We start from the raw sequence: 12,099 nt of genomic DNA, 5'->3' as shown, positions 1-12,099 counted from the left end.
ACGCCCCCGAGGAGCCGACACCGTGAGCACGCCCGAAGAGAATCCGCGCCCCACACCCGTGGACGTACCGCTGATCAGCGTCGGCGCGCCCGCATCCCCCGCACCCACGGGAGGCGGCTGCGGCGACGGCTGCGGCTGCGGCGGTGACGAGGGCTTCGACCCCGAGGCCCTGGAGTGCGGCCTGGACCCGGCGCTCGCCCTGCTGCTGGCCCAGGCAGGACTCGACCCCGTCCAGGTCGAGGACGTCGCCCATGTGGCGATCGAGGAGGACCTCGACGGCGGGGTGGACGTCACGACGGTGGCGACCGTGCCCGAGGACGCCGTGATCACCGGTGACTTCACCGCCCGCGAGGCCGGTGTGGTCGCCGGGCTCCGGGTCGCCGAGGCGGTCCTGTCGATCGTCTGCACCGAGGCGTTCGAGGTCGAGCGGCACGTCGAGGACGGCGACCGGATCGTCCCCGGCCAGAAGCTGCTGACCGTCACCACCCGCACCCGCGACCTGCTGACCGGCGAGCGCAGCGCGCTCAACCTGCTCTGCCGCCTCTCGGGCATCGCGACCGCCACCCGCGCCTGGGCGGACGTGCTGGAGGGCTCCAAGGCCAGGGTCCGCGACACCCGCAAGACGACGGCGGGCCTGCGCGCGCTGGAGAAGTACGCGGTGCGCTGCGGCGGCGGCGTCAACCACCGGATGTCGCTCTCCGACGCGGCCCTGGTCAAGGACAACCACGTGATCGCCGCGGGCGGCGTCGCGGAGGCGTTCAAGCGCGTGCGCGCCGAGTTCCCCGAGCTGCCCATCGAGGTCGAGGTCGACACGATGGACCAGGTCCGCGAGGTGCTGGACGCGGGCGTCGACCTGATCCTGCTGGACAACTTCACCCCGGCCGAGACCGCCGAGGCGGTCGCCCTGGTCGACGGCCGGGCGATCCTGGAGTCCTCGGGCCGCCTCACCCTCGACTCGGCCCGCGCCTACGCGGAGGCGGGCGTCGACTATCTCGCGGTCGGCGCGCTCACCCACTCCTCGCCGATCCTCGACATCGGCCTGGACTTCCGCGACGCGTCCGCGTCGCCCTCCGCCGGGGACGGGGCCGACGCCTGATGCTGCTCACCATCGACGTCGGCAACACGCACACGGTCCTCGGCCTCTTCGACGGCGAGGAGATCGTCGAGCACTGGCGGATCTCCACCGACGCCCGTCGCACCGCCGACGAGCTGGCCGTCCTGCTCCAGGGCCTGATGGGCATGCACCCGCTGCTCGGCATGGAGCTGGGCGACGGCATCGAGGGCATCGCGATCTGCGCCACCGTCCCCTCGGTCCTGCACGAGCTGCGCGAGGTGACCCGCCGCTACTACGGCGACGTCCCCGCCGTCCTGGTGGAGCCCGGGGTCAAGACGGGCGTGCCGATCCTGATGGACAACCCCAAGGAGGTCGGCGCGGACCGCATCATCAACGCGGTCGCCGCCGTCGAGCTGTACGGGGGCCCGGCGATCGTCGTCGACTTCGGCACCGCCACCACCTTCGACGCGGTCTCCCCGCGCGGCGAGTACGCGGGCGGGGTGATCGCCCCCGGCATCGAGATCTCGGTGGAGGCGCTCGGCGTCCGGGGCGCCCAGCTCCGCAAGATCGAGCTGGCCCGGCCGCGCAGCGTGATCGGCAAGAACACCGTCGAGGCCATGCAGTCCGGCATCATCTACGGCTTCGCCGGTCAGGTCGACGGGGTGGTGGCCCGGATGAAGAAGGAACTGGCCGCCGACCCGGACGACGTCACGGTCATCGCGACGGGCGGCCTTGCTCCGATGGTGTTGGGGGAGTCCTCCGTCATCGACGAGCACGAGCCGTGGCTGACGCTCATCGGGCTGCGCCTGGTCTACGAGCGGAACGTGTCCCGCTCGTAGCGGGCGCGCCGCGGGGCCCGGCGTACCTGCGGGAACGGCCGGGACGACGGGCCGGGGAACGGCTCCGGCACGCCGCGCCACCGGCGACCAGTTAAACGGATTTTGTCCATTTAGCACGTATTGTCGCGCTATGCCCACGCCCTACGGTTCACGAGGCGGCATGGCGTTCAGCGCGGACGAGCTGCGGGTGCTCCGACGTGCCCTCGCCATCGCCCTCCACCCCATGCCCCTGTCCGACGAGGACGTCCAGGACTGCCTGCGGCTCGCCGGCTCCGTGGACGAGGCGGTCGGCGAGGCGGGTCGGCTGCGAGCGTTCCTCCTCGCCGACCTCGCCCGCTACCGCAACGCCCTCCCCGGCTCCGTCACCGGCTATCTGGAGCTGCTCCAGGACGCCCTGGCGGCCGGCTACGACCCCCGCCCGGACGATCTGGCCGCGCTGCGCGCCCTGCGCGGGAGGCCGCTCGCGGCGACCCTCCTGGAGCGCTGTCAGGTGCTCGCCGAGCGTTCCGTGCGCGCCCGGCTCGCCGGCCGCTCCGCCGGGCTCGCGGCCCCCGGCCCCCGCAGCCGGCTGCTCGCCCTGCCCGGCGGCCGCGCCGCCGACCGGGAACCGGACCGGCCCAGGACCCCGGCCGCCCCGGACAGTCCGCGGAAGCCCGGCGACCGCCCGATGCCCAAGCCCTCCGAGGTCTTCCCGCCGCGCCGCCGGCCCGCACCGCCCCCGTCCGAGGAGCGGGCGGCCGGCTGACGCTCCGGCGGTGTCCGACGCGGCGGCCTCCACCGGGAGGTCGCCGCGTCGGGCCGTTCGGGGCTCGCTACTCTGGACGGCATGGACTATGTATCCGCGCTCGTGCCGCCCGTGGTGATGGCCGTCTTCTTCATCGCCCTGATCGTGATCATCGTCAAGAGTCAGGGCGGCCCGAACAAGGCCAAGGAGGACGCCGCGGTGGACGCGACGTTCGCCCGCGCGGAATCCGCAAAGCAGACCGCTCGTCCGGAGAATGTCTGACCCTGGAAGCGGCTTGTCCGCCCCGCGCCTTCCCGGCGTACGCACCCGGAGCGCACGACTCGTCCGAGCCGTGCGCTCTTTTGCTGTGTAAATACCAGAACATTCAGGACATCTAGCACTAAAATGATCTGGTGCCCCGCCAATTGGGAGACCTCGAAGACGCCGTGATGACGCGCGTCTGGCAATGGAACCGACCGGTCACGGTGCGGGAAGTCCTTGAGGACCTTCAGCAGGAACGGTCCATCGCCTACACGACCGTGATGACGGTAATGGACAATCTCCATCAGAAGGGCTGGGTGCGCAGGGAAGTCGACGGCCGGGCCTATCGATATACGGCCGTCTCCACCCGGGCCGCCTACTCGGCCGCACTGATGAACGAAGCCTGGTCACTCAGTGACAACCCCGCCGCCGCACTTGTCGCGTTCTTCGGCATGATGTCCGCCGAGCAGCGCGAAGCGCTCCAGGATGCCGTTCGGATGGTTTCCCCCGGCCCCGCCGAAAGTGCCCCGGGCAACCCCGGGGAACCGACCGCGGACGCCGCCGGAGATGACGCCCCGGCCGATGACGCGACGCCGGAGAGCGGGCGATAGCGTCGGGGCATGTCCTCAGAGCAGCCGCAAAGCGATCCGGAAACCGAACTCCATACCGACCCGTCGGTAAATAAGCCCGCCATCACCGTCCGACGGGCCAGGACGAGTGATGTCGGTTCGGTGCGACGGCTCCTCGACGGGTACGTGTCCGGGGGCATCCTGCTCGACAAAGCGACCGTCACCCTTTACGAGGACATCCAGGAGTTCTGGGTCGCGGAACGCGACGAGGACGCGACGGTCATCGGCTGCGGCGCACTTCATGTCATGTGGGAAGACCTGGCAGAAGTACGGACCCTTGCCGTCGACCCCCGCATCAAGGGCGCGGGGGTGGGGCACCACGTACTGGACAAGCTCTTGCAGACCGCGCGATGGCTCGGTGTCCGCAGGGTTTTCTGTCTCACCTTCGAAGTGGACTTCTTCGCGAAGCACGGGTTCGTCGAGATCGGAGAGACGCCCGTCGACACCGATGTCTACAGTGAGCTGCTGCGTTCCTACGACGAGGGTGTCGCGGAGTTCCTCGGTCTCGAACGAGTGAAGCCGAACACCTTGGGCAACAGCCGGATGCTTCTGCACCTGTGATCTGCAGAAGGACCTGCAACCCTATGTCCGAATCGCGCACGTTTCCCGTCTTCCCGGGCTGCTGAACCTCTCCCGGGGGTTTGTGTTTTCGAGGGAAAAGCGGTTTCCTTTCCGCGTACTCCATTTTCGATGAAAGGATATCCCGTGGCACAGAAGGTTCAGGTCCTTCTTGTCGATGACCTCGACGGCGTCGAGGCAGACGAGACCGTCACGTTCGCTCTTGACGGCAAGACGTACGAGATCGACCTCACCACGGCCAACGCGGACAAGCTTCGCGGCCTTCTCGAGCCCTACACCAAGGGTGGACGTCGCACCGGTGGCCGTGCCGCCACGGGCCGTGGCAAGGGCCGCGCCGTGTCCGGCGGTAACAAGGACACCGCGGAAATCCGCCGGTGGGCCCGGGAGAACGGCCACAATGTGAATGACCGCGGCCGCGTTCCCGCCGAGATCCGTGAGGCTTACGAGAAGGCCAACGGCTGATCCGCTCCACCCCTTGTCAGCACCCCGGAGCGGGCGTGCGACAACCGGACCCGATGGCATTCCGTGGCCGCGGCGTCCACCAGGCGTACGAGATCGGGGGCACCCCCACCGCTGCTCCCGAAGCCCATGAGGGCCGGCAGTGCCGGCTCGGGCGCATGCCTCGGCTCTGGGGGCCGCAGCCAGAGCGCGGCCCCCGGCGAGTCCCCCGGGGAACCAGGGAGGGGCGGGGCCGCGACGCGGCCCCCCGCACCCACGGCGGTCAGGTCCAGCGGGACCGGACCCCACTCCAGCCAGTCGAGCAGCCCCGGCAGCTCATCGGCGCCGCCCGCGGCGACCAGCAGCCCCATCCGCGCACCGGACAGCAGCACCGGACCGGTGCGCACCCCGCGCCGCAGCACGGCGTGACCGGCCTCGGCGGGCAGCTCCAGCACATCGAAGCGCACCCCGGTGAGCAGCCGCAGCGGAGCGCGCCCCTCGGTCGCCCAGCCCAGCTCCCTCGCGTACCGCCGGGCGAGAGCGGCGTCGGCGGAACCCGGAGCGGCATCGGGTGACGAGCGGGGCTGCGGGACGGTGGGGGTCATGTCCGATGAACCGCCGAACCGCCTCCGGAGTTACGCACGGTTCGCGACGCATCACCCTGTGTGCCGCCCGAAGGGGCGCGCGAGAGCATTCAGCAGCGCAAGGATGTTCGCCCGTAGCGGAGGGAACCGGGGCGCGCCGCATGGACTGTCAGTGATTGCGGGTAAGACTTTCCTAGTGGGAAGGGGCGACACGCTGGCCGAGGCGTCTCACGTTCGCCATCGGCGTACTGGCGAAAGGGGTATCTGCCTGGCCTGCGGGAACATCGTCTCGCACCATCGGGTTGGAGCAGTTGTCAGCTGTTCGGCAGTAAGAATCCCCGCCCGGCGCGGGGTGATCCGGACGGATGTCGGCAGTTGGAATGAGCTGTCCCGTCCTGCGGGACTAGCATGCGGAAGGACTGGGAGGGGACCGACCCCTCACTGACCGACCGCTCTGAGGAGCGATTAACGATGTTCGAGAGGTTCACCGACCGCGCGCGGCGGGTTGTCGTCCTGGCTCAGGAAGAAGCCCGGATGCTCAACCACAACTACATCGGCACCGAGCACATCCTCCTGGGCCTGATCCACGAGGGTGAGGGTGTCGCCGCTAAGGCCCTGGAGAGCCTCGGGATTTCGCTCGAGGCGGTCCGCCAGCAGGTGGAGGAGATCATCGGGCAGGGGCAGCAGGCTCCTTCCGGGCACATCCCCTTCACCCCGCGAGCCAAGAAGGTCCTGGAGCTGTCGCTCCGCGAGGCCCTTCAGCTGGGCCACAACTACATCGGCACCGAGCACATCCTGCTCGGCCTGATCCGCGAGGGCGAGGGCGTCGCAGCCCAGGTCCTCGTGAAGCTGGGCGCCGACCTGAACCGGGTCCGGCAGCAGGTCATCCAGCTGCTTTCCGGGTACTCGGGCGGCAAGGAGGCGGCCACCGCAGGCGGTCCCGCCGAGGGCACGCCCTCCACGTCCCTGGTGCTCGACCAGTTCGGCCGGAATCTCACCCAGGCCGCTCGTGAGTCCAAGCTCGACCCGGTCATCGGGCGCGAGAAGGAGATCGAGCGGGTCATGCAGGTGCTGTCCCGCCGGACCAAGAACAACCCGGTCCTCATCGGCGAGCCCGGCGTCGGCAAGACGGCGGTCGTCGAGGGCCTGGCCCAGGCGATCGTCAAGGGCGAGGTGCCCGAGACCCTCAAGGACAAGCACCTCTACACCCTGGACCTCGGCGCCCTGGTCGCCGGTTCGCGGTACCGGGGTGACTTCGAGGAGCGCCTGAAGAAGGTCCTCAAGGAGATCCGCACCCGCGGCGACATCATCCTGTTCATCGACGAGCTCCACACGCTGGTCGGTGCGGGTGCCGCGGAAGGCGCCATCGACGCGGCTTCGATCCTGAAGCCCATGCTGGCGCGCGGTGAGCTCCAGACCATCGGCGCCACCACGCTCGACGAGTACCGCAAGCACCTGGAGAAGGACGCCGCTCTTGAGCGCCGCTTCCAGCCCATCCAGGTCGCGGAGCCGTCGCTGCCGCACACCATCGAGATCCTCAAGGGTCTGCGCGACCGTTACGAGGCCCACCACCGGGTCTCCATCACGGACGAGGCCCTCGTCCAGGCCGCGACCCTGGCCGACCGGTACATCTCGGACCGCTTCCTGCCGGACAAGGCGATCGACCTGATCGACGAGGCCGGCTCCCGGATGCGCATCCGCCGCATGACCGCGCCGCCGGACCTCCGCGAGTTCGACGAGAAGATCGCCGGTGTCCGCCGGGACAAGGAGTCGGCCATCGACTCCCAGGACTTCGAGAAGGCAGCCTCGCTCCGCGACAAGGAGAAGCAGCTGCTGGCGGCGAAGGCCAAGCGGGAGAAGGAGTGGAAGGCCGGCGACATGGACGTCGTCGCCGAGGTCGACGGCGAGCTCATCGCCGAAGTCCTGGCCACGGCCACCGGAATCCCGGTCTTCAAGCTGACGGAGGAGGAATCCTCCCGTCTGCTGCGCATGGAGGACGAGCTCCACAAGCGCGTCATCGGGCAGAAGGACGCCATCAAGGCCCTTTCGCAGGCGATCCGCCGTACGCGAGCCGGTCTGAAGGACCCGAAGCGCCCGGGTGGCTCGTTCATCTTCGCCGGTCCGTCCGGTGTCGGTAAGACCGAGCTCTCCAAGACGCTCGCCGAATTCCTCTTCGGCGACGAGGACGCGCTGATCTCCCTCGACATGTCGGAGTTCAGCGAGAAGCACACGGTTTCCCGCCTCTTCGGTTCGCCCCCCGGTTACGTGGGGTACGAGGAGGGCGGCCAGCTCACCGAGAAGGTGCGCCGCAAGCCGTTCTCCGTCGTCCTCTTCGACGAGGTCGAGAAGGCCCACCCCGATATCTTCAATTCCCTGCTCCAGATTCTGGAGGACGGTCGCCTGACCGACTCCCAGGGTCGGGTCGTGGACTTCAAGAACACGGTCATCATCATGACGACCAACCTCGGGACCCGGGACATCTCGAAGGGCTTCAACCTGGGCTTCGCCGCCCAGGGCGACGTCAAGACGAACTACGAGCGCATGAAGGTCAAGGTCAACGAAGAGCTCAAGCAGCACTTCCGGCCGGAATTCCTCAACCGTGTCGACGACACGGTGGTCTTCCACCAGCTGACCGAGGAAGACATCATCCAGATCGTCGACCTCATGCTCGCCAAGGTCGACGAGCGTCTCAAGGACCGCGACATGGGCATCGAGCTCAGCGCCGAGGCCAAGACGCTCCTCGCGAAGAAGGGCTACGACCCCGTGATGGGCGCCCGGCCGCTGCGCCGGACGATCCAGCGGCAGATCGAGGACATCCTCTCCGAGAAGATCCTCTTCGGTGAGCTGCGTCCCGGTCACATCGTGGTCGTGGGCACCGAGGGCGAGGGTGACGACAAGACGTTCACCTTCCGCGGCGAGGAGAAGTCGGCTCTGCCCGACGTCCCCCCGATCGAGCAGGCGGCAGGCGGCGCCGGCCCGAACCTGACGAAGGACGCGTGACGCTTTCGTAGCGCACAGCTGAGGGGCTGCCCCGGAACCGGCTTTCAACGGCCGGTCCGGGGCAGCCCCTTTTCGGTGCTCAGGGGGGCCTCCCCCTCGTGGGTCAGGAGATGTCGATCTTCAGCCGGTCGCCCAGCTCGGCCGCCCCGACGAGTTTCGGGACATGTGTCCCGGCGACGGTCGCCCGGAGGCCTGGCCATGCGTGCAGTGTGGTGAGGTCCAGCACCTCGGTGGTATCGCGCACCAGGAGGATCAGGTGGCCGAGCGCGGGGAAGCTGTGCCGGATGGACGCCAGGTTCTCCCCGCGCGGGGGCGACGGCAGGGTCAGTTCGGTGACCGACGGTGCGTCTACGGGGACCGTCGCCGGGCTGCCCCACGGAAACTCCGTCAGCTCAAGTCGGGTGATCCTCGGGTGCGCCCGCAGATCCGCCAAGGTGGCGAGGGACGCGTGCGTGCCCGAGAGCTCCAGTGAGGTCAGCGCCGGCCAGTCATGGAGGGCGTCCAGCGCCAAGGGGTGCTCGGTCTCCACCGCCAGGCGTGTCACCTGCCGGTGGGCGGGTAGCTCGCTGAGCTTCCGTACGTCCGGACAGACCAGCCACAGTGCGGTCAGCGCGGGGATGTCCGCCAGCGGGCCCAGGAGCGCCGGTGGCAGATGAGTGGCGTCGAGCCTCAGCGTCATGAGAGCGCTCAGCGCCTGAAGCGGGCGAAGGTCCTTGATCTGCGGACACCAGCGGAAGAAGAGGTGCCGGAGGGTCTCCCCGCATCCGTTCAGCACGGAGAGGTCCGAGAACCGGTGGTTCTCGGCGAGGAAGAGGAACTCCAGCGCCCTCCCGCCAAGCACCTCGCCCAGCTCCGCTTCGGAGATGTCGCCCCCGAAGGAGAGGTAGTCGGCGGACGGCAGATGGCGCAGGGCCTTCAACCGCCGGGAGTCGGTGATCGTGATCGATGCCCCGGCCAGGCAGTAGTGACTCAGCACTTCGACGGCGAAGGCTTCGGGAGGGAAGGCCTCCCAGCAGTCCGCCATCGTCTTGCCCAGGCCCGGATGCGCGCGTGCCCAGTCCCGGGCCACCGGGATCGCCTGCGCCCCGCCGATCAGGCCGAGGAGGAGCACCGCCTGCTCGGCGATCGCGCTGTCGACCGGTACGTCGCCCGGCTGCGGGAGGACGGCCAGCGCGTCCTGCCCGAGCCGTGCCAGGGTGTTCAGCTGATCCGCGCTGTGGGTCGGGAACAGCCTCGCGACGCTCACCCGGACCCGGTCGCGTACCGCCCCGTCCAGCCACGCCGCGTGCTGCGCACACAGTGCGGCCAGGACGTGGAGGTCGGTCCGCTCGACCGACCCCGGCTCGCACCTCTCGCCCGCGTCCAGCAACCCGGATACGAGCAAGCCCAGTTCGCGCCGCCCGCAGTGCCCCGACGCCAGCAGGATCACATCCTGCCAGGGCTCATCGTCCGCGTGGCGGAGCAGTTCGCCCAGGTGGTCGTCCTCGACGAGTTCCTTCGCGGCCAGGTAGTCCTGGAAGGTCCGGTGGATGAACTGATAGGCGGCGTCGGTGTGTTCCTGGAGCAGGCCGCTGCGGTTGAGCAGGTGGGTGAGGATCTTCTCCGGCGGGCCCTGGGCCCTGACCCGTTCCATCCCCGCCAGCGCACGGTCGAGTTGGCGCAGGGCCTGGTCCCGGGTGAACTCGGACTGGCCCTCACGGACCAGCCAGACGGCGATCCGCTGGAGGAGCTGGGTGGATTCCTCCACGTCCAGGTCGACGCCCTCGGGGTTCCCGATCCGGCGGCGGTGGTCGCGGTGGCCCAGCAGCATCTCCAGGGCCGAGCGGTACAGCTGCCAGCGGGTCTCCGGGAGGAAGCCGTCGCGGCGGCGGTGCAGGGCACAGACCACCGCGCAGAGCAGCGGCGTACGGGCCAGGTCACGGAGCGTGGAGTTCTGGTCGAACTGGTGGGCCAGGTCGCGTTCCAGTTCGTCCAGCCGCCCGGCGTCGTCCTCCTCCGACAGCCGGGCGGTCCGGTGCCAGGAGGCCACGAACGCCTGGATGTCCTCGTTCCGCATCGGCAGGAGCCGTAACTCCGCGAAGCCTTCCGAGCGCAGCCAGTCCGGCTCCACGGCGAGAGGGCGTACGGTCGCGACGCAGCGGGTGTCCGGGTAGCGGGTCAGGAGCTGCGAGAGCCAGGTGTGCGCCTGCTCGCGCTCCTCCGGCGGCACCTCGTCCAGGCCGTCCACCAGCAGTAACGCCCGCCCGGACTCCAGAACCCGGCCCGCCCAGCCCTCCGGGGCCGTGTCGATCACCAGCCCGGCCGCGCCCTGCAGCTCCGCCGGGCCCGGAAACGTCACCCCACGGGCCCGCAGGGTGCGCAGGGGGACGACGAAGGGGATCAGGCCGTTCAGCGGGGCCAGCGCGTCACCCAGGGTGCGGGCCGAGGCGTGCGCGGCCAGCCACCACAGCAGCGTCGTCTTGCCCGCTCCGGCCTCGCCGCGCAGCAGGACCCGGGGGCGGTCGGCGAGGAGGGCGTCGATGCGCTGGGGGAGTGGCGGCGCGGCCTCCGCCATCCCCCGGTGCTGTGCGGCCCGGTCCTGCGCCTGGGCCTCCAGGCTGAGGTAGGCGGTGTCCAGGTCCCACTCGGCTTCGTGCCGGCTCAGCTCGTCCAGGCCGAAGATCTTCGTACGGCGGTACGCCACTCCGAGCGCCTGCGCGTACTCCGCCTCGTACCGCAGATCGCGCGGGAAGCTGCCGTGGACGCGTTCCTCGCGCAGGTCGACCCCGGCGCGTCGGCAGACGAGGCGGAAGGGCTGCGCCGCCAGGACCGGGGCGAGCGGGACGCACTCGACCCGGCGGCCGTCGCGCTGCCGCGGGACCTGCCGGGCGATGCCCAGCAGCACGTCCCCCATGAAGACCGGGCCGCCGGAGAGCCCGGACAGGGCGGCCGGCTCGTCGTCCGGGCGGGCCCCGGGCGGGCCGTCGAGATCGCAGACCAGCAGGTCGCGGACCCGGCCCGCCAGCGGCAGGACCGTCGCCGTGTACTGGTCGGCCTCCAGGCGCTGGTCGCGGCCGTAGCGCTGGACGCGCGGGAAGCCGGTGATCTCGCAGTCGGGTATCGCCTGGCGGGTGTCGACCACCCCGAGCCGCACGGGCGGGACCGGGCGCACCGGCTCGACGGTCTCCAGCAGGGCCACGTCCAGTTCGTAGTCGATCCAGGCGACGGTGGCCCGTACGCGGCCGGAGACGGCCGGGTGGGCGATCAGGACGGACCCGGACTTGACCACGTGGGCGCAGGTGAGGACCAACCGGTCGGCGATCAGGACGCCGCTGCCCTGCTGGATCGCGGAGACGACGACCGTACGGTCGGCCAGAGGCACACCGCTCACGGCCGGACGGCCCCGTCACCGAACCCCGCCGTCGACCCGTCGTCCTCCGTCCCGATCTCCCACGCCTCGCCCGTCACGGCGTTGCGCGGCGTCAGGGTGAAGGCGACCTTGTGCGTGCGGCCCGTGGCGCGGGCGGCGTCCGCGCCCGCGTCGACCACCCAGGCCTTCACCTTGCCGCCCGCCTTCGCCTCCCGGCGTAGTTCGAGGGTGAACTCCATCTGGATGTCGCCGACCGCGAAGGAGACGGGGTGGTCCGTGCCCCGGGTCGCCGCGTCGATCAGCTGGTTGCGGATGGACGCGACGGCGTCCGCGAGCTCGATGCCGTCCAGTGCATGGGTGTTCTCGGCCGTCATTGGGGTCCCCCGGGGGTGCGGTGCCGCTTTCCCGCCAGCGTAGTGAAGTAGCAGGCCGAAGGTCCCGAATCGGAAGGACCAAGGTCCCACCGGCGGTGACAAGGCGCACAGGCCGAAACAGGCCTACTACCCGGGCTAGGAGCAGAGGCCGTGATCGGCCTCGGGACCTTCGGCCCGGCATCGGCAGGCCCTTTCGAGGTTTTGGGTGATACGACCGTTTCGCGGTGCCATGTCCGGAAACGAGCCCACGGAACAGGCGTTAAACGTC

Annotated in this window: 11 protein-coding genes; 8 read left to right on the top strand and 3 right to left on the bottom strand. The window is 70.0% G+C overall.

Annotated elements, in window-relative coordinates:
* Positions 1-58: 58 nt before the first annotated feature.
* The 7 genes from nadC to KV381_RS15735 all read left to right on the top strand — a co-directional run bounded on the left by nadC (position 59) and on the right by KV381_RS15735 (position 4,548).
* The gene (gene nadC / locus KV381_RS15765) at positions 59-1,096 is read left to right on the top strand and encodes a carboxylating nicotinate-nucleotide diphosphorylase (protein ID WP_030087894.1); all 1,038 of its coding nucleotides are present in this window, start codon (positions 59-61) and stop codon (positions 1,094-1,096) included.
* The gene (locus tag KV381_RS15760; RefSeq protein ID WP_030087892.1) at positions 1,096-1,893 is read left to right on the top strand and encodes a type III pantothenate kinase; all 798 of its coding nucleotides are present in this window, start codon (positions 1,096-1,098) and stop codon (positions 1,891-1,893) included. The genes nadC and KV381_RS15760 overlap by 1 nt, the downstream gene beginning before the upstream one ends.
* 160 nt (positions 1,894-2,053) lie before the next feature.
* On the top strand, positions 2,054-2,638 hold the full coding sequence (locus tag KV381_RS15755; RefSeq protein WP_030087888.1) for a hypothetical protein: 585 nt from the start codon (positions 2,054-2,056) through the stop codon (positions 2,636-2,638).
* 81 nt (positions 2,639-2,719) lie between these two features.
* On the top strand, positions 2,720-2,899 hold the full coding sequence (locus KV381_RS15750; RefSeq protein WP_030087885.1) for a hypothetical protein: 180 nt from the start codon (positions 2,720-2,722) through the stop codon (positions 2,897-2,899).
* A 131-nt stretch (positions 2,900-3,030) separates the two neighbouring features.
* Entirely contained in the window at positions 3,031-3,489 is a 459-nt protein-coding gene (locus KV381_RS15745; RefSeq protein WP_086779590.1) for a BlaI/MecI/CopY family transcriptional regulator, read from the top strand.
* Between the two features lie 9 nt (positions 3,490-3,498).
* Positions 3,499-4,068 (top strand): amino-acid N-acetyltransferase, encoded by a 570-nt coding sequence (locus KV381_RS15740; RefSeq protein WP_030625797.1) that lies wholly within the window; start codon positions 3,499-3,501, stop codon positions 4,066-4,068.
* A 144-nt stretch (positions 4,069-4,212) separates the two neighbouring features.
* Positions 4,213-4,548: an Lsr2 family protein gene (locus KV381_RS15735; RefSeq protein WP_018489329.1), complete on the top strand. Its 336-nt coding sequence runs from the start codon at positions 4,213-4,215 to the stop codon at positions 4,546-4,548.
* Here KV381_RS15735 and KV381_RS15730 read toward each other — a convergent pair.
* Positions 4,527-5,129 (bottom strand): SCO3374 family protein, encoded by a 603-nt coding sequence (locus KV381_RS15730; protein ID WP_030087879.1) that lies wholly within the window; start codon positions 5,127-5,129, stop codon positions 4,527-4,529. The genes KV381_RS15735 and KV381_RS15730 overlap by 22 nt on opposite strands.
* 450 nt (positions 5,130-5,579) lie before the next feature.
* Here KV381_RS15730 and KV381_RS15725 point away from each other — a divergent pair, with 450 nt between their 5' ends.
* Complete coding sequence (locus tag KV381_RS15725; RefSeq protein WP_030087877.1) at positions 5,580-8,108, top strand: ATP-dependent Clp protease ATP-binding subunit; 2,529 nt, start codon at positions 5,580-5,582, stop codon at positions 8,106-8,108.
* A 103-nt stretch (positions 8,109-8,211) separates the two neighbouring features.
* Here KV381_RS15725 and KV381_RS15720 read toward each other — a convergent pair whose 3' ends face one another.
* Both KV381_RS15720 and KV381_RS15715 read right to left on the bottom strand, forming a co-directional pair.
* Positions 8,212-11,478, bottom strand: coding sequence for a serine protease (locus KV381_RS15720; RefSeq protein ID WP_218785425.1), 3,267 nt, complete (start codon positions 11,476-11,478; stop codon positions 8,212-8,214).
* Complete coding sequence (locus tag KV381_RS15715) at positions 11,475-11,831, bottom strand: trypco2 family protein (RefSeq protein WP_218785424.1); 357 nt, start codon at positions 11,829-11,831, stop codon at positions 11,475-11,477. Before KV381_RS15715 ends, KV381_RS15720 begins: the two co-directional genes overlap by 4 nt.
* Positions 11,832-12,099: the final 268 nt, after the last annotated feature.

Origin of the sequence: Streptomyces sp. WY228, from assembly GCF_019287315.1 — a bacterium.
In the GTDB taxonomy this organism is placed as follows: Bacteria; Actinomycetota; Actinomycetes; order Streptomycetales; family Streptomycetaceae; genus Streptomyces; species Streptomyces caviscabies.
This window is presented reverse-complemented; position numbering and strand designations above follow the sequence as displayed.